Origin of the sequence: Penaeicola halotolerans (assembly GCF_016464625.1) — a bacterium.
GTDB classification, from domain to species: Bacteria; Bacteroidota; Bacteroidia; order Cytophagales; family Cyclobacteriaceae; genus Penaeicola; species Penaeicola halotolerans.
This window is the reverse complement of the sequence record NZ_JAEAGO010000001.1, coordinates 352,029-370,489: the sequence shown is the minus strand read 5'-3', so window position 1 is coordinate 370,489 and position 18,461 is coordinate 352,029. Positions and strand designations below refer to the sequence as shown.

General features: G+C 40.6%; 14 protein-coding genes. 13 read left to right on the top strand and 1 reads right to left on the bottom strand.

The annotated features are described in order from the left end of the window. Positions 1–24 precede the first annotated feature (24 nt). Both nadE and I5349_RS01630 read left to right on the top strand, forming a co-directional pair. Positions 25–1,887 (top strand): NAD(+) synthase, encoded by a 1,863-nt coding sequence (nadE, locus tag I5349_RS01635; protein WP_226388981.1) that lies wholly within the window; start codon positions 25–27, stop codon positions 1,885–1,887. Between the two features lie 60 nt (positions 1,888–1,947). Next, positions 1,948–3,039 carry a prolipoprotein diacylglyceryl transferase gene (locus I5349_RS01630; RefSeq protein ID WP_226388980.1) on the top strand — a complete coding sequence of 364 codons (1,092 nt, stop codon included), beginning with the start codon at positions 1,948–1,950 and terminating at the stop codon, positions 3,037–3,039. Here I5349_RS01630 and yidD read toward each other — a convergent pair. Beyond that, a complete protein-coding gene (gene yidD / locus I5349_RS01625) occupies positions 3,021–3,242 on the bottom strand; it encodes a membrane protein insertion efficiency factor YidD (RefSeq protein WP_226388979.1) in 222 nt (73 codons plus the stop codon). The genes I5349_RS01630 and yidD overlap by 19 nt on opposite strands. 15 nt (positions 3,243–3,257) lie before the next feature. Here yidD and I5349_RS01620 point away from each other — a divergent pair, with 15 nt between their 5' ends. The 11 genes from I5349_RS01620 to I5349_RS01570 all read left to right on the top strand — a co-directional run bounded on the left by I5349_RS01620 (position 3,258) and on the right by I5349_RS01570 (position 18,387). Beyond that, complete coding sequence (locus I5349_RS01620; RefSeq protein WP_226388978.1) at positions 3,258–4,670, top strand: BamA/TamA family outer membrane protein; 1,413 nt, start codon at positions 3,258–3,260, stop codon at positions 4,668–4,670. Between the two features lie 41 nt (positions 4,671–4,711). Beyond that, complete coding sequence (locus I5349_RS01615; RefSeq protein WP_226388977.1) at positions 4,712–5,536, top strand: PorV/PorQ family protein; 825 nt, start codon at positions 4,712–4,714, stop codon at positions 5,534–5,536. Then, positions 5,533–7,638: a ComEA family DNA-binding protein gene (locus I5349_RS01610; RefSeq protein ID WP_226388976.1), complete on the top strand. Its 2,106-nt coding sequence runs from the start codon at positions 5,533–5,535 to the stop codon at positions 7,636–7,638. The genes I5349_RS01615 and I5349_RS01610 overlap by 4 nt, the downstream gene beginning before the upstream one ends. Positions 7,639–7,693: 55 nt before the next feature. Beyond that, positions 7,694–8,110: an HYC_CC_PP family protein gene (locus tag I5349_RS01605; protein WP_226388975.1), complete on the top strand. Its 417-nt coding sequence runs from the start codon at positions 7,694–7,696 to the stop codon at positions 8,108–8,110. A 77-nt stretch (positions 8,111–8,187) separates the two neighbouring features. Continuing rightward, entirely contained in the window at positions 8,188–11,967 is a 3,780-nt protein-coding gene (locus tag I5349_RS01600; RefSeq protein WP_226388974.1) for an efflux RND transporter permease subunit, read from the top strand. A gap of 4 nt (positions 11,968–11,971) precedes the next feature. Beyond that, positions 11,972–12,553: a TolC family protein gene (locus tag I5349_RS01595; protein WP_226388973.1), complete on the top strand. Its 582-nt coding sequence runs from the start codon at positions 11,972–11,974 to the stop codon at positions 12,551–12,553. Between the two features lie 25 nt (positions 12,554–12,578). Continuing rightward, on the top strand, positions 12,579–13,361 hold the full coding sequence (locus tag I5349_RS01590; protein ID WP_226388972.1) for a TolC family protein: 783 nt from the start codon (positions 12,579–12,581) through the stop codon (positions 13,359–13,361). A 10-nt stretch (positions 13,362–13,371) separates the two neighbouring features. Then, positions 13,372–15,126, top strand: coding sequence for an efflux RND transporter periplasmic adaptor subunit (locus I5349_RS01585; RefSeq protein ID WP_226388971.1), 1,755 nt, complete (start codon positions 13,372–13,374; stop codon positions 15,124–15,126). Between the two features lie 4 nt (positions 15,127–15,130). After that, positions 15,131–15,709 carry a DUF2911 domain-containing protein gene (locus tag I5349_RS01580; RefSeq protein WP_226388970.1) on the top strand — a complete coding sequence of 193 codons (579 nt, stop codon included), beginning with the start codon at positions 15,131–15,133 and terminating at the stop codon, positions 15,707–15,709. Between the two features lie 19 nt (positions 15,710–15,728). After that, positions 15,729–16,283, top strand: a complete 555-nt coding sequence (locus I5349_RS01575) for a DUF3347 domain-containing protein (RefSeq protein ID WP_226388969.1) — start codon at positions 15,729–15,731, stop codon at positions 16,281–16,283. Positions 16,284–16,515: 232 nt separating this feature from the next. Beyond that, positions 16,516–18,387: a M1 family metallopeptidase gene (locus tag I5349_RS01570; RefSeq protein ID WP_226388968.1), complete on the top strand. Its 1,872-nt coding sequence runs from the start codon at positions 16,516–16,518 to the stop codon at positions 18,385–18,387. Positions 18,388–18,461 lie beyond the last annotated feature (74 nt).

Genomic DNA, 18,461 nt, shown 5'->3' with positions numbered 1-18,461 from the left:
TGTATTTATAAGATAAAGCGATTCATGTCTCAAATCAAAATAGCAGGAGCTACTGTCAACCAAACACCTCTTGACTGGAAAAGCAACCTTGCCCATATATTAGATGCAATAGCAGAAGCTAAAACCAATGGTGTGCAAATACTTTGCTTTCCAGAACTCGCTATCACCTCATACAACTGTGAAGACCTTTTCTTGACTTATTGGCTTCCCAAAAAGGCTTCTGATCAACTCAAAGTCATCATTCCACATACTGACGGAATCACCGTTGCAGTAGGCTTGCCTGTAAGGCTAAATACCCTGCTCTATAACTGCGTCTGTATGATCAAAGATGGAGAAATCTTAGGTTTCACTGCCAAGCAATTTCTCGCTAGAGACGGTGTGCACTATGAGCCTAGATGGTTTGATCCTTGGCCAGCCAATGAAGTGACATCTCTTGAGTTTGATGGTAAAATGTATCCTTTCGGTGACATTACTTACGATCTACATGGCATCAAGATAGGATTTGAGATCTGTGAAGATGCTTGGCGCGGTGATGCGCGACCTGGATACCGACTTTGCGATAGAAAGGTAGACCTAATCATGAATCCAAGTGCCAGTCACTTTGCCATGGCTAAATCTAAAATCCGAGAAGATCTAGTCACAGAAAGCACACTGAAGTTTAACTGCACTTATCTATTCTGCAATCTACTAGGCAACGAAGCTGGAAGAATGATCTATGATGGTGAGACCATCATCGCTAAATCTGGTAAAATCATTGCAAAGAATCCGTTATTATCATTTGAAGATTTCAACTTAACCATCGCCACAGTTGATTTCCAAGACGATTCAAATAACCAGTATACTCCTTACCTACACCATTACGATAAAAATGTAGAGTTTGCAGATGCTACCTCTCTGGCACTATTTGACTACATGCGAAAAGTCAAAAGCCAAGGCTTCGTGCTATCACTTAGTGGCGGTGCTGATTCAGCAGCTTGTGCTGTACTTGTGGCACAGATGGTTAGAAGAGGGATCGCACAGCTTGGTCCTGAGCGTTTTCTAAATAAACTTGGTTTTAAGGACGTCTTTGATCTTAGCTCTGCCTATTTAGAAAAAGATATCCTTGCTCATATCTTGCATACAGCCTATCAAAGCTCTAACAACTCTTCAAAAGACACTTTAGAAAGTGCACAATATTTGGCAACCTCATTAGGCGCTAGCTTCTATCAATGGGAAATCGCCTCAGAGGTAGACTCTTACACTAGCAAAATAGAAAAAGCCATCGGAAGGACTCTCAATTGGGAGAAAGACGATATCGCACTGCAAAATATCCAAGCGAGATCTAGATCTCCTATTATTTGGCTATTGGCTAATCTCAAAAATGCACTTCTACTCACTACTAGCAATAGAAGTGAAGGAGATGTTGGCTACACCACGATGGATGGTGATACCAGTGGTAGCATCGCCCCAATCGCTGGCGTGGATAAATATTTCATCCTTCAATGGTTGAAATGGGCCGAAAAAGCGCTTACGTATCCTGGACTCAATAAAGTTAATGCGCTACAACCTAGCGCAGAACTTAGACCTAGTGAGCAATCTCAGACCGATGAGCAAGACTTGATGCCATACAGCGTCATAGTGGAGATAGAACGCCATGCGATCAGAGATGGCAGAGATCCAGTTTCCATATACCACATCATGCAAGAAGAAGGTAAAATCGCTGATGAGATATTAAAAGGTTATATCATTAAGTTTTTCAAGCTATGGTCAAGAAATCAATGGAAAAGGGAACGCTTAGCTCCTTCTTTTCATCTAGATGAATTTAATGTCGATCCTAAAACATGGTATCGTTTCCCGATTGTCAGTGCTAGTTTTGAAGAAGAACTTGACGCACTAAATCATCTTTAAAAACAGAGCTTTTGGAAAGCACATATTTTATCCTTTATTTCAACAAAAAATACTTTAAACATGTCATTTCTTAGCTATATCGTATGGGATCCTATTCCTGAAGTCATCTCTGGTTGGTCTATTCCTAGATGGTACAGTTTACTTTTTGCACTAGGCTTCATCATCAGCCAGCAGATCATGGTGTATATGTTTAAAAAAGAAGGCAAAAAGGAATCAGACGTAGATCGCTTGACTATTTACATGGTCATCGCGACCATATTGGGAGCGCGTCTTGGTCATGTACTTTTTTATGAGCCTGATAAGTATTTGAGCAATCCTATCGACATATTGAAAATATATGAGGGAGGATTGGCCAGTCATGGTGCAGCTATCGGTATCCTCATAGCGCTCTATCTCTATACCAAAAAGACCGCTGGACAGAGCTTCTTATGGATAGTTGACCGTATCGTCATCGTAGTAGCCATCACTGCCGTGCTGATCAGATTGGGAAATCTCATGAACTCTGAAATTGGTGGGAAACCTACAGAGAGCGATTATGGGTTTGTCTTCGCGAGAGATGCGGAAGATTTCATGATGTCTAGCAAAATGCCTTTAGAAAATATAGAAGCTATGAAAAGTGACTGGGAAAGTCCAAAAGATGGGCTAGTTCCAATAGCTTTTCAATTCACCTTTCTCAAGGGCAATTATACAGAAGATCAAATAAAATCAACCATAGATAGCAATGTCAAATCCATGTTGACTGATTATCCTTATGTGAGACGGGATATCGCTGAACCTAAAGATACACCTCTCAATTATGATTTGAAGATGGATAAAGGGCAATATGTAGCTACTGTATATACTTGGGGGATTGCTAAGCATCCTACTCAGATCTATGAAGCATTGAGCTACTTGGCTATTTTCATCCTACTGTTTGGGATATGGGTTCGTAAGAAAAGTCAAGTGCCTGAAGGCTACCTATTTGGGATATTCTTAGTGCTTTTATTCGGAGCTAGATTCGTTTGGGAATACTTCAAAACTAATCAAGTGGATTTCGAAGATAGTCTAGCACTCAATATGGGACAGATCTTGAGTATCCCGCTGGTTCTAGCAGGTATAGTGATCTTTATCTATTCACTCAAAAAACAAAAACGTCAGGGAACAGGATCATAACCACTCCCGCCCCAAGGGTGGCACTTAAGAATTCTTTTGATTCCAAGCCAGCCACCTTTGATAGGGCCATGCTTGAGGATAGCTTCCTTCGTATATTGTGAACAAGTAGGATGATACCTGCAGCTAGCCGGAAAAAGGGGCGATATAGCATATTGATAAAATAGTACTGGAAGAATAAACAGCTTCCTCAGAAATGTCTTCATATTTATCATAGGTTCATGATGATCAAAAAGTTCAGTTTTATTTTTTTACTCTTGCAAGTCGCTGTCTTTTGCAGACTGGAAGCTCAAGAAGTAACTGAAGATGACACTTTGATCATAGCAGAAATATACATCTTGGGCAATGATAAAACCCAAGATTATATCATAAAAAGAGAACTACAACTACAAAAAGGAGATACCGTAAAAGCCTCAGAACTTGAGAAGATTTTTCTAAAGGATCAGCAGAGGATTTACAATACGCTCCTATTTACCAACGTAGAAGTCACAGCACTGCGCACCAATACCGCTGAAACCAATATCCTAGTTCGAGTTTCGGAACGCTGGTACATCTGGCCTGGCATCATATTTAAGTTAGCTGATAGAAACTTCACAGAGTGGTGGGTCAATCAGGATCGTGACCTCGATCGCGTCAATTATGGAGCGAGACTGCTTCACTTTAACATGTTTGGTAGAAATGAGCGACTAAGAGTCATCGCTCAATTCGGTTTTACCAAGTTATTTGAGCTCGGCTATAGCATTCCTTATTTTGATAAGTCACGAAAGCAAGGACTGTCATTTTTAGGCTATTACTTTGACAACAAAACAGTCGCGGTAGCCAGCGAAAACAATCGACAAGTGTTTTTGAGAAGTGATAATACCCTTAGAAATTATTATGGAGCTACAGCTACATACACTTATAGACCATCATTTTATTACTATCACGGCTTGTCAGTAGGCTATCGCAAACAAGAAATCAGCCAAGAGCTGCTTGATAGAAGACCTGATTACTTTGGTACTGGAGATCTTAACCAAAGCTATCTGGTTACAAGCTATAATTTCAGATATGATAATCGCGACAATAATGCCTATCCACTTTCTGGCACTTATCTAGGTGCATCGATCGCACATTCTGGGATACTTAGAGCCAATGAGCTTAATCAAACAGAGCTAAAATTCTATGCCGCAGGATATCAGCCACTGGGTAAAGATTTCTTTGTAGCTGGCAGTTTGACTGGTTATCACCTCTTTAACAAAACTACCCCGTATAGTCAAATAGTGGGATTAGGCTATCAGCCCGACTTTGTCAGAGGATATGAGCGGTATGTAGTTGAGGGCCAAACTTATTTACTGCAAAGAGGAAGTATCAAAAAAAGACTGATCAACTGGAAGTGGAATGTAGATAAATACTCTCCACTAGATGAGTTCAATGAAATCCCCGTTGAGCTTTATCTGAGTGCCAACTTTGACTCAGGTTGGGCAGATGATCGTACCAGAAATGTAAGCAATAGACTACTCGCCAATCAATATATTTATGGCTACGGATTAGGGCTTGAGCTGAGGACTATTTACGATACAGTCATTAGGCTTGAGTATAGCAGAAACAAAATTGGAACAGGAGGCTTATTCCTTAATTTTCGTTCGGCTATATAATTTTTTCATTATATTAGTTTTGTTAATCAATAAAACTAGTATTGAAACACGTTTATTGTCATTTTTTATTTCTCTTTTTAGGTTTCCAACTTTTAGCTCAAACCAGTTCAGATGAGATCTATCCAAAGGGTGCTAGAAGTGTAGGAATAGGTAATGCCAATGTTACCCTAGCAGATGAATGGGCAGTGTTCAACAATATTGGAGCATTAGGCAGGATGGATCATGATGCCGTTTTTGTAGGCTTTGACCAGCGCTTTGGACTTCAAGAACTTAGCACCTTGGCTTTAGGTACTAGTTTTCATTTGGGAAATGGATTCATCGGAGCTAGTGTCTTCAGATTTGGAGATGATTTTTTCAACCAACAGGCGGTAGGGCTAGGTTTTAGCAATACGCTAGGTATCGTATCTTTTGGAGTCAAAGTCAATTATCTGCAAACCAACATAGAAGGTTTTGGTAGAAATGGAGCAGCTGTGCTAGAGTTTGGTGGTGTCGCAGAACTAAGTCCTAAGCTCTTTTTTGGTGCACACATCTACAACCTCAACCAAGCTAAACTAAGCCAAATGACAGAAGAACGGCTGCCATCAGTTGTGAAAACAGGTATCTCCTTTCGTCCAAATGATCGTTTGATGTTCAACGTAGAGGCACAAAAGGAAATAGAAAATGATCCTCAAGTCAAGATAGGCTTAGAATACAACTTTTTAGAAAAAATATGGCTCAGAACAGGAGTCAACACTAGTCCAGCAAATGCTGCCTTTGGCTTATCCTTTACCCCAAAGAAATTTAAGATTGACTACGCACTAGGCAATAATGCACAACTAGGTTTCACTCATCATGTCTCTATGAGCTATCTATTGTCAAAGCAATGAAGCGGATTCAAACGATATGGCTAATCATACTGCTTCTGCTAGGATATCAGTCCATACATGCTCAGACATATCCTAAAAAAGATATTGATATAGAAGCTTTCGTAGAAGAATTCTTTGCACTTCAAGATGAAGAGCTCAACTATGAGGATCTTTATGAAAACTTACTTCTCCTATATGCTAATCCTATCAACCTAAATAACACTACTGCTGATGAGCTTAAGTCGATCTATATCCTTTCTCCACTCCAGATCAATAGTCTCTTAGAGCATATCCAAACGAAAGGGAAGCTGCTCAGCATTTATGAACTACAAGCGATTCCAAACTTTGATATCAATACGATCTATAGACTGCTCCCATTCGTGACTGTGACGGATAATATTGGGGACAATCGACCACTCTGGAAAAAAATACAAACTGAAAAAAGTGCTTACTTCATGCTTAGACATGCCAGAACATGGGAGACACGAAGGGGCTATACTCCTCCAGATACGCTCTCGGGTGGAAGGTTAAGTAGTCGATATCTAGGATCTCCAGATCAAGTATTTGCAAGGCTGAGGATCTCACATCCCAAAGATTACAGCCTCGGTTTCACTGTAGAAAAAGATCCAGGGGAGCAATTTATTTGGGAACCTAGTACCTCTCGATATGGCTTTGACTTCTACTCTGGGCACTTTTATTTACAAAATAGAGGTAAACTCAAGTCTCTGGCTATCGGAGATTATCAAGTGCAGTTTGGACAAGGTCTCATCTTTGGAGCTGGATTTGGTGTAGGAAAAGGTAGTGAAACGATCGCAACAGTGAGAAGGAGTAATCTGGGACTTAGACCTTATACTTCTGTTTTAGAAGTCAATTTTATGCGTGGAGCTGCTGCCACATATCAGTTGAGTCCAACTGTAGAAATCACAGGACTGTACTCACTTGCGGAGCGAGATGGTAGCTTGCAAGCCGCGCTTGATACGCTAGACAATGTAAGTGACGTGACGACCTCCCTCCAACTCTCTGGTTTTCATCGAACGCCTACTGAGCTCGCTAACAAAAATCAAGTAACTGAGCAAAATATCGGAGCTAATATCACCTACAAATCCACTGACAAGAATCTTCAGATTGGAACTAACTTTCTACAAACCAGCTATAGCGCCTTTTTTGACAGACCACTGAGAAATTATAATCAATTTGACTTTAGAGGTAATGAAAACTATAATGCTGGCGCCTTCGTCAATTATAATTTACAAAATTTCTTTCTCTTTAGCGAAGTGGCACAATCCAAAAGCGGGGGCAGAGGTGCCATCGCAGGATTGATGGCTAGTCTGTCTTACAATGTAGATTTGGCTATCGTCTGGAGAGATTATGACCGAGATTTTCATAGCTTTTATGGCAATGGATTCGGAGAAAACACTAGAAATGCCAATGAAAGAGGTATCTATTGGGGGATCAAATACAGACCAAGTCGGAAGTTTGGCATCAATGCCTATTATGACCGGTTCAGATTCCCGTGGATGAGATTTAGAGCTTATGCCCCATCAGAAGGTCATGAATATCTCATCAGACTAGACTACAGCCCAAGCAGAGATATCCGCCTATTTGCACAAGTCAGAGAAGAAAGCAAAGCAAGAAACATCTCGGAACAGAGCAATAATGCCTTCCAATTAGACCAAGGGATCCGGAGAAACTTTGTACTCAATCTAGATGTAAACTCAAGCCTACGTTTCAGCTTCAAATCACGGATTCAGTTTAGCACTTTTGACTTCAATGGACAACAAACGAATGGTTTTGTCATACTTCAAGATGTTAATTTTCAAGCTGGTAATCGATTAAAACTAAGCACTAGATTTGCACTTTTTGATGCGGGTGATTTTGATAATAGGCAGTATGTCTATGAGAAAAATGTACTCTATGCTTTCTCTATTCCTGCATACTTTGGTCAAGGAGTGAGAACCTACTTACTCCTTCAATATCAAGTAAACAGTAGCTTGACTTTATACGGTCGTATAGCACAGACAAGGTATACAGACCGTAATGTCATCGGCTCGGGACTTCAGACCATAGAAGGCAATACGCTTACGGACAGCCACTTACAATTGAGATATTATCTATTCCGATAAGTATTTTTTTATATTCTCATAAACCTTCTTAACTTTAAATCGTAATAGGCTTAGTATGAAATCTATCTCTACAATCATATTGTCACTTATGGTAGTCATCAGTTCGATGACGATCAGCTTTAGTGCGCACTATTGTGGAGAAATTCTAAAGGACTTTGCTTTTTTCACTGAAGCTGAGGACTGTCCTATGGAACAGAAAATGCCCATAGATTGTCCTTTCCATGCGCAAGACACCGAAGATAACTGTTGTGATCAACAAGAAGGTCAAATAGATGGTATCAACCTAGAGACAACCCTTGCAGAAAAGCACATTGATTTTGATCAAGCGCAGCTGTCTTTTATTTTAGCTTATGTAGCTACTTATGCTTACAGCTATGCTTCAGAAGTTATCATAGCTGCTGATTACAAGACTATACACTCCCCACTGATAGAAAAAGACATTCCTGTCTTTATACAGTCATTCTTAATTTGATTTGAGATTTTAATAATTCACGTTAGAGCATTTTGCCTCTAGCGGTAGGTTTATTATTTACTTATCTCAAATCGAGTATGCTTAATCGTATCATCAAATTCTTCCTTGAAAATAAGCTAGTAACAGTTTTAGTACTCTTACTCATCTTGGTATGGGGAGTGATCACAGCCCCATTTAATTGGAACATATCCTTTTTACCAAGAGATCCTGTCCCTGTGGATGCTATCCCTGATATCGGTGAAAATCAGCAAATCGTCTTCACTGAGTGGATGGGCAAATCCCCACAGGATGTTGAAGATCAGATCACTTATCCTCTGACAACTGCTCTTCTGGGTCTACCCGAGGTCAAGACTATTCGTAGTACCTCCATGTTTGGCTTTTCGAGTATATACGTCATATTTAATGATGACGCAGAATACTACTGGACTCGATCCCGTATAGTAGAAAAACTCAATGCACTTCCTCAAAATTTGCTTCCTGAAGGTGTACAACCTAAACTTGGCCCTGATGCCACTGCGCTTGGGCAAGTATATTTTTATACTCTAGAAGGTAGAGACAAAGATGGTAAACCAGCTGGCGGATGGGATCTTTATGAACTAAGAACTATCCAAGACTTCTATGTAAAATATGGTCTAACTAGCGCAGAGGGCGTAGCAGAAGTAGCTACGATAGGTGGCCATGTCAAAGAATACCAAGTAGACTTAGATCCCATCAAACTAAAAGCTCACAACATATCGCTCATGCAAGTCATGGAAGCGATTAAAAACAGCAATTTAGATGTGGGAGCCAATACTTTAGAAATCAATAAAGTGGAATATCTCATCAGAGGTCTAGGCTATGTAGATAAACTGAGTGACATAGAAGAAGCCGTAGTGTATATGGCGGATAATGTCCCATTAAAAATCAAGGATATCGCCCGTGTCACCTATGGTCCTGCCAGCCGTGCAGAGCGAGCTATATTGGACAAAGATGGTGCAGAAGCTGTCGGAGGTGTGGTGATCGCAAGATATGGAGACAATCCTCTAGAGGTAATCAATAATGTCAAAGCCAAAATAGAAGAGATCTCTCAGGGATTGCCTAGCAAAACTCTGGCAGATGGTCGTGAATCTAAAGTGACCATTGTACCATTCTATGACAGGACTGGTTTGATCTATGAGACACTCGGTACTCTAGCAGAAGCGATCAATCTACAGATTCTCATTACCATCATCGTGATCATCGTGATGGTATATAACCTGAGGGCATCTTTACTCATCTCAGCTCTGTTGCCGATTGCTGTGATCATGTGTTTCATCTTTATGAAATATTTTGATGTAGATGCTAATATCGTAGCGCTCTCAGGCATAGCAATCGCCATAGGTACTATGGTGGATCTGGGGATCATCCTCAATGAAAACATCTTGCAACACTTGGAATCAGCTGATGAACAAAAGCCAAAGTTGCAGGTAATCTATGAGGCTACTACTGAAGTAGCTGGTGCGATCATCACAGCGGTGAGTACGACTATCATCAGTTTCTTACCTGTATTTACTTTGCAAGCGGCAGAAGGCAAACTCTTTGGTCCATTAGCATATACTAAAACCTTTGCTTTGATTGCCGCTTTGATCTTTACATTATTGATCATGCCTGCTTTTGCCCATTGGGTTTTAGGACAAAAGAAAGCCAGTGAAAATCAGCGAAAGTGGATCAATTTCGGCCTTGTTGCACTGGGTTTGATTGCGCTTATCTTTAGTCAATGGCTCGCTGGAATCGTCTTATTAGCACTAGCTTCCAATAATTTATTACAGATTTATGAAGTCAAAAACTGGAATAGATACCATTCATTAGCACTAGTCCTTATCGCCTCAGCCTCCATCAGCTGGCTCTTAGCTGAAGTGTGGAGACCATTGGGTGTGAGCAATAGTCTTGTGATCAATTTTCTATTCATCGCGCTGATCGTAGGTGGGACGCTCCTACTCTTTCAAGGATTCATCAAGCTATACCCTACGCTTCTCACTTGGTGCTTAGATAACAAAAAGAAGTTTTTGCTCTTGCCAGCGGTCATTATATTGCTCGGATTGAATATCTGGCTAGGCTTTGGTCAGGTTTTCGGTTTTATCGCGACTGGCTTTGACTACTTGGGAATCAATGTCAGAACAAATGCTCTCTGGAGCAATCTTACACATACATTTCCGGGTCTTGGAGAGGAATTCATGCCAGCCCTAGATGAAGGTTCATTTCTCCTCATGCCTACCTCCATGCCTCACGCAGGGGTAGAAGCCAATATGGAAACTGTGAAAAGATTAGATATGGCTGTCACAGCTATCCCTGAAGTAGATATGGTAGTTGGAAAAGCTGGCAGAGCTGAGACCGCACTGGACCCGGCTCCTATGTCCATGTACGAGAATATCATCAATTACAAGTCTGAATACATCACAGATGAAAATGGAAAGAAACTCCGATTCGCCACAGATGAAAATGGGGACTTTAGTAAAGATGAAAATGGGGAACTCATACCGGATCCTAATGGAGAATACTTCAGACAATGGAGAGAACATATCAAATCGCCAGATGACATTTGGAATGAAATAGTTACGAATACCAATATACCTGGTGTCACTTCTGCTCCGAAACTACAACCTATAGAAACTCGATTGGTGATGCTCCAAACTGGCATGCGTGCTCCTATGGGTATCAAAGTATTTGGAGCTGACTTAGAAAGTATCGAATCCTTCAGCTTAGCATTAGAGAAAGTGCTCAAAGAGGTTCCAAGCGTCAAAGCCGAAGCAGTATTTGCCGATAGATCACTTGGTAAACCCTATCTAGAGATCGAGTGGGATCGTAGACAGCTCGCAAGACATGGATTGAGTATCAAAGAAGTTCAAGAATATCTAGAAATGGCATTGGGTGGTATGACGCTCAGTACAACTGTAGAAGGTAGAGAGCGATTCCCGATCAGAGCTAGATACGCTAGAGCATATCGCGAAGATCCTAATACTATCAGAGAAATGCTTGTAAGCACTCCATATGGAACTCAAATTCCATTGGGTCAGCTAGCTGAAATCAACTTTACGCCTGGTCCAGCGATGATCCGTGGAGAAAACACATTCTTGGTAGGCTATGTGCTCTTTGACAAGAAAGTGGGTGAATCGGAAGTAGCTGTAGTAGAGTCTGCAAAAAGATATCTCGATGAGAAAATAGAAAATGGAGAACTAAAGATTCCGAATGGTGTCAGCTATCAGTTTTCAGGAAGTTATGAAAATCAAGTAAGAGCAGAAGCTAGATTGGCTTTTGTGATTCCTATTTGCTTGATTGTGATCTTTTTGATCTTATACTTCCAGTTCAAATCTGTCTCTACAGCTTTGATGATTTTCACTGCGATTGCCATGGCATTTTCGGGGGGATTTTTGATGCTCTGGCTATATGATCAGTCATGGTTTCTAAACTTTTCCATACTCGGTACAGATATGCAGTCTCTCTTTCAAATCGGCACCGTAAATCTCAGTGTGGCAGTCTGGGTAGGCTTCATAGCACTTTTTGGCATCGCTACGGATGATGGAGTCGTGATGGGAACTTATCTGAAGCAAAGCTTTGAAAAATTCGAGCCTACAAGTAGAAAAGAAGTTCGAAAAGCTGTACTAGAAGCGGGGATGAAGCGTATCAGACCATGTCTGATGACTACTGCGACTACCTTACTAGCACTACTTCCTGTACTAACATCTTCTGGTAGAGGCTCAGATATCATGATCCCTATGGCGATACCGACTTTTGGAGGTATGGCTGTAGCATTGATATCACTATTCATAGTACCTGTGCTCTATTCGTTATGGGCAGAGAGAAAAGTACGTCAAGACGATCAAGTGTTTACACAATCATAAAGTCATGAAAAAACACATTTTATTAATCATTTGTATAGGCGTGGGAATGCTGTCAGCTTATGCTCAAGACAGTAAGTTACAAGACTATCTAAAGCAGACTGCCGAAAACAACCCACAACTAAAAGCTAGTTTTGATAGATACATGGCTAGCTTAGAGCAAGTGCCTCAAGTGGGAGCCCTGCCAGATCCAGAGCTCACCTTTGGCTATTTCATACAACCAATGGAGATACTCATGGGCAATCAGCGAGGACAAGTGTCCATCATGCAGATGTTCCCTTGGTTTGGTATGCTCAAAACACAAAAAAGTGAAGCGGCAGCTATGGCTAGAGCTAATTATGAAGCCTTTAGAAATAACAAAAATGAGCTTTACTTTCAAGTTAAAACAGCTTACTACGAACTCTACAGGATAGAGAAAGAGATCTCATTCAATGAAAAAAATCTCGCATTACTTGAGACTATAGAAAGAGTGGCTGTCACCAAATACGAAGGTGAAAGTGGCAGTGCCGTTACCCAAAAAAGAGCTTCCAACATGAATCAAGACTCTAAAAAATCTGGTGGAAGCATGTCTAATATGGGGGGGCACTGATCAAAAAGCTACTACTTCTAATCAAATGTCCGAATCCTCTATGTCCTCTACTGGCATGGCTCAAAAAGGCTTAGCAGAAATCTATAGAATCAACATAGAAAAGATGCGCATTCAAAACACCATAGATAAACTCAAGGCTGAACGTAGTCCTTCTGTGGCAAAGCTTAACCAACTCATGGATAGACCTTTGTCTACACCTATTGATTTGACAGATGACTTATCAATCAGTCCACTATTTGCTTCTGAAGTAGATTGGTCAAACAACCCTATGATCAACATGCTTGAAGCTGAGCAAGAAGCCACCTTGAAACAAGAAGAAATGGCAAAATATGCTGGTAGACCTATGTTTGGATTAGGTCTCAACTACATGATCTTAAGTCCTAGAATGGAAAACAATATGGAAATGGGTGGTGAAAACATGATCATGCCAATGGCAACCCTCTCTCTTCCCATATTTAGAGGAAAATACAAAGCCATGTCCAATCAAGCTAAGTATAAACAACAAGCTATAGAACAAGACATCAATAATACGAAAGGACTACTCGAGGTACAGTGGCAACAATACAGTACTGAATTAAATAATTTAGAAAGAGACCACGAACTGTACAATGCTCAATACAAACTGGCTGAAAAGACTTATGAAGTCATGCTCAGCAGCTACATCAGTGAAGGTGTTGGATTCGATGAAATACTAGAGATCCAAAGAGAGCTTTTAGATTATCAAATCAAACAAAATACTACAGTCACACAACATTGGCAGATCAAGTCAGCCCTAGAGATGTTGCTTGCAAACGAAATAGATCTTTAATCATACGACCATGAAAAATAAAAATTGGATAATATATATTGGCTTGCTAGCGATTGGACTATTGCTTGGCAAATGGATGTTTAGCAGCTCTTCTGAAAACATGAGCGAGCATACTGAACATGCGCATGAAGAAGGTGCTACTTATACTTGCTCCATGCACCCTCAGATCAGACAAAATGAGCCTGGACTCTGTCCTCTATGCGGAATGGAGCTCACCAAAGCAGGCAGTCAGACAGCAAGCTTCGATCCATTTATCACAGAGATGACCGCAGAAGCTGTAGCATTAGCTAATGTACAGACAACCAAAGTCGGACTTGGTGAACAAGCAATGAGTATACAGCTATCTGGTAAAGTTCAAATCGATGAAACCAGTAGACAAACGATTACTGCCAATTTCCCTGGCAGAATTGATAGACTATTGATCAACTTCACAGGTGAGACTGTTCGTACAGGAAATGTTCTAGGCAGCATTTACTCTCCAGAGCTCGTGACTGCACAAAAGGAATTGCTAGAAGCCCAAAAAAGCAATGAACAAATCCCTGGGATTTTTGAAGCCAGTAAAGAAAAATTGAGAAGATGGAAAATCAGCGAAAATCAAATCAATGAAATCATACAGACGGGTGAGATTCGTACTCAGTTTTCTATCCTAGCTACTCGATCAGGGGTCGTGATCAACAGACTAGTTTCAGAAGGAGACTATGTCAACACAGGCACTCCTCTCTATGAAGTGGCCAATCTTAAGCGACTTTGGGTGATATTTGATGCCTACGAGACAGACTTGCCTATGATCAAAAAAGGCTCAAAAATCTCATTCACGACTCCAGCTGTTCCTGGTCGTTCATTTACCGGTGTGATCACTTTTGTAGATCCTTTGGTAAACCCAAATACCAGAACGGTAGCCGTAAGAGCAAGTATTGATAATACAGAAGAGCTACTCAAACCTGAAATGTTTCTAGAAGGAGAAATCAGTACTAGTGCCAATACTCAACAAAAGCAACTGCAAATACCAAAATCAGCAGTACTTTGGACAGGTAAGCAGTCTATCGTATATGTAAAGCAAGATGCAGAAACTCCAACTTTTCAATGGAGAGAAATCACTATAGGCCCGCTATCTGGTAACTACTATCAGGTGATAGAAGGACTAGAGGCTGGTGAGGAAATCGTCAGCAATGGTACTTTTGCCATAGATGCAGCAGCCCAGCTCAACGGTCATTATAGCATGATGAACAAGCCTGCTGTCAAAACTATAGAGGTTAGTGATACATTCAAAAAGTCTTTGACGAGCCTGACCGAAAAATACTTTGACTTACAAAAAAATCTTGTCGCATCAGATGTATCAGCAGCACAAAAATCAGCGACTGCTACCCTCTCTGAACTTTCAAAAGTGCCTATGAAAGCTGTGGAAGGTGAGGCTCACGACCAATGGATGTCCATAGAAATGACCCTAAAACAACAGCTCAATAAAGTCATAGAAGCTAAAAATATTTCAGATCAAAGAGTGCCATTTGAAATTATTTCCGAGCAATTTATAGAGCTTGTAGGAACCTTTGGCATCATGTTACCTGAGGTTTATAGTGTCTATTGCCCGATGGCTTTTGACAACAAAGGAGCTTATTGGCTTACAAAGGAAAAAGAGGTTTTAAACCCATATTTTGGGGATCAGATGCTTACCTGCGGTGAGATCAAGAAAACTTATAAAAAAGGACAAACTACTTATGGAAGTACCACAAATCAATCTAACCAATCAACCACACACCAACACTAAAACCATGACTAAAAAACTAATCATCCTGACGCTAGTATCGGTAATGACTTTTGCTTGTCAAACCAAAAATACTGAAACTCCAGTGGAGCATCAACATGAAATGCCTATGACAGATACTACACAAGCCAAAGCGAAAAGCCCTTTAACAGCTGCTATGGCCAACGTAGGTGATAATCACGTGCATATTTCCTACAGCGCGCCAAGTGTGAGAGGTAGACTCATCTTTGGTGGTCTAGTAGCATTTGGGGAAGTCTGGGCTACAGGAGCACATAATGCTACCAATATTAATTTTGACAAAGACGTCATCATCGAAGGAACAAATATAAAAGCTGGTAAATACGCGCTTTTCACCATACCGGGACAAGACAAATGGACTATCATCATCAATAGAAACTGGGATCAGCACTTAGCAGATGAATATGACCCTAAAGATGATGTCATCAGATGGCAAGTCACTCCGACTAAACTAACTGAGAATGTAGAACAGCTGACATTTGAAGTTAAAGCCATCAATGAAAATGAGGGACAGATCACTTTCAAGTGGAGTGATATTAGTTTCGACTTTAACTTTAAAAATTTGTAATCTCTTAAATCAATCTATCATGAAAAATCAACTGAACATCTTTTTTTCATTCCTTATCATCTCGGCTATAGTAGCTTGTGGTGGTAATACAGAACAGACTAATGATACTGCTGAAAATACACATGGTCACGAGCACCGCGTCATGCCAGAACTGACAGATGGTGATCCAAAAGTAGCGAATGAGCAAGCTGCTACTATCGTAAATCTATATTTTGACCTCAAGGATGCCTTGGTACAAACAGACGCTACCAGCGCACAAGCTGCAGCGAAGAAACTGGCTGATGCCATCACAGAAAGTGAAGAAGCTTTTACTTCAATCAAATCTAATGCACTTGTAATCGCTAATGAAACAGATGTAGAAGCTCAGCGAACCACTTTTCATGAATTATCTGATGAGGTATTTCAGCTAACCAAAGCCTATGATGTCAGCGAAGCTACACTTTATTTACAGTATTGCCCGATGGCATTTGATGATGCAGGTGCCTATTGGATCGCAAAAGAAGAGCAAATCGCCAACCCGTACTTTGGGGATAAGATGCTCAGATGTGGCTCCGTATCTGCTACTATTGACTAAAAAAGCAAAATACCCACATCTGGGTATTTCAAATTGATAAGTGTTCTATTAATTTTATGTTATAGATTTCATTATCTAAAGACATGAAATCACTTAGACCACTAACTGAAGAGGCCGATCGCTAGGAGTGATCGGCCTTTTATTTCGCCAGAAAACACGCATATTTTTGATCAAAGGTTTTTCATTTATGCCCCTAAAGGATAAATTGTGATTTCAATCAAGCACCAAAAATATGAAGAGAAAGATGTATATGACTTTTGCATTTAGTCTAGTGCTAAGCATCGCCTCACTAGTGGCTCATGCTCAGCCAGAAAGATGGCAGCAAAAGGTAAATTACCAAATGGAGGTAAGTCTTAACACCCAAAATCACCAATACACAGGTACTCAAAAACTTGTTTTCACAAATAACTCTCCTGATACTTTACACAAAGTATTTTATCATCTCTATTACAATGCATTCCAACCAAACTCGGCAATGGATGTAAGGTCTAGAACGATATCAGATCCAGATGCTAGAGTTAGAGATCGCATCTCTAAACTTGATGATTCAGAGATTGGATTTCTTCAAGTATCTAACTTGAAAATGAACGGTAAGGCCATCTCTCAATATGAGCATGTTGGTACTATACTAGAAGTCACTTTGGATAAGCCTATCATGCCAAAATCATCGGCTACTTTTGAGCTAGACTTCAAAGGTCAGGTCCCTCTTCAAGTACGCAGATCTGGTAGAGATAGTGATGAAGGCATCGCTTATTCTATGTCTCAGTGGTATCCTAAAATGGCCAACTATGACTATCAAGGATGGCATGCAAATCCCTACATCGGTAGAGAATTCTATGGTATTTGGGGTGATTTTGATGTGAAAATCACGATAGACAAAAGCTTCATCCTAGGAGGAACTGGCTACCTACAAAATCCGCAGCAAATAGGCTATGGCTATGAAAAACCAGGCTCTACAGTCAACAGACCAAGTGGTCAAACGCTCACCTGGCACTTCAAAGCACCTATGGTGCATGACTTCATGTGGGCAGCAGATCCTGACTACACACATGACGTAGTAGAAATGCCAAATGGCATCACTGTACACCACTTGTACCAAAAGAATAGTAAGACAGCTGAAAACTGGGAAAAGCTGAAAGAATACACACCAAAAGCTATTGACTTCTTGAGTAAAAACTTTGGACAGTATCCATACAAGCAGTTTTCTGTTATACAAGGTGGAGATGGAGGTATGGAGTATCCTATGTCCACGCTCATCACTGGTGAGAGAAATCTTGGAAGCCTAGTAGGTGTCATGGTACATGAACTAGCACACAGCTGGTTTCACGGTGTCCTAGCGTCAAATGAAAGTCTATATCCTTGGATGGACGAAGGATTCACTTCATATGCTTCCAGCCTAGCTATGAGAGATCTTTTCAACACACAAAGTAACGATCCACACAGAGGCTCATATGGCGGTTACTATGGTCTCGTTAGGTCTGGATTGGAAGAGCCGATGTCTACTCATGCTGATCACTACAATACCAACAGAGCCTATGGATCCGCAGCTTATTCTAAGGGAGCTGTTTTCCTAGAACAATTGGGATATATCATCGGTGCTGAAAATAGAGATAAAGGTATGTTAAGATACTTCGAGACTTGGAAGTTTAAGCATCCAAATGTCAATGACCTCATCAGAGTGATGGAAAAAACGTCAGGAATAGAACTGGATTGGTACAAGGAATACTTTGTATTTACTACCAAAACAATTGATTATGGTATCAAGGAAGTTCGCGCCACTGATTCTGAGACCAAACTAATATTGGAGCGTGTAGGAGACATGCCTATGCCACTTGATGTAGTCGTTACTTATGCAGATGGTACGCAAGAGCTATACTATATCCCTCTTGAAATCATGAGAGGCAGTAAGCCAACAGAGTCTAATATCAAGAGAGTTGATGCAAAAAGATGGTCTTGGACACACCCATACTATGAATTGAGCATTCCTAAAGGCGCTGGACAAATCAAATCTGTAGAGATCGATCCTAGTGGCAGAATGGCTGATGTAGATAGGTCAAACAATAGCTTTGAACTATCCTCAGATTTAAAACTTTATATGAAATAAGCCTAGCTTGAATAAATCTAAACCGTGGAGCGAGAGCCTCACGGTTTTTTTATGCTTTCTGTTTTCATATCCGC

Coding starts and splice junctions, on each gene's coding strand:
- I5349_RS01630 (WP_226388980.1), top strand. CDS start 1,948: ATGTCATTTCTTAGCTATATCGTATGGGATCCTATTCCTGAAGTCATC.
- I5349_RS01570 (WP_226388968.1), top strand. CDS start 16,516: ATGAAGAGAAAGATGTATATGACTTTTGCATTTAGTCTAGTGCTAAGC.
- I5349_RS01605 (WP_226388975.1), top strand. CDS start 7,694: ATGAAATCTATCTCTACAATCATATTGTCACTTATGGTAGTCATCAGT.
- I5349_RS01620 (WP_226388978.1), top strand. CDS start 3,258: ATGATGATCAAAAAGTTCAGTTTTATTTTTTTACTCTTGCAAGTCGCT.
- nadE (WP_226388981.1), top strand. CDS start 25: ATGTCTCAAATCAAAATAGCAGGAGCTACTGTCAACCAAACACCTCTT.
- I5349_RS01585 (WP_226388971.1), top strand. CDS start 13,372: ATGAAAAATAAAAATTGGATAATATATATTGGCTTGCTAGCGATTGGA.
- I5349_RS01600 (WP_226388974.1), top strand. CDS start 8,188: ATGCTTAATCGTATCATCAAATTCTTCCTTGAAAATAAGCTAGTAACA.
- I5349_RS01580 (WP_226388970.1), top strand. CDS start 15,131: ATGACTAAAAAACTAATCATCCTGACGCTAGTATCGGTAATGACTTTT.
- I5349_RS01590 (WP_226388972.1), top strand. CDS start 12,579: ATGTCCGAATCCTCTATGTCCTCTACTGGCATGGCTCAAAAAGGCTTA.
- yidD (WP_226388979.1), bottom strand. CDS start 3,242: ATGAAGACATTTCTGAGGAAGCTGTTTATTCTTCCAGTACTATTTTAT.
- I5349_RS01610 (WP_226388976.1), top strand. CDS start 5,533: ATGAAGCGGATTCAAACGATATGGCTAATCATACTGCTTCTGCTAGGA.
- I5349_RS01575 (WP_226388969.1), top strand. CDS start 15,729: ATGAAAAATCAACTGAACATCTTTTTTTCATTCCTTATCATCTCGGCT.
- I5349_RS01595 (WP_226388973.1), top strand. CDS start 11,972: ATGAAAAAACACATTTTATTAATCATTTGTATAGGCGTGGGAATGCTG.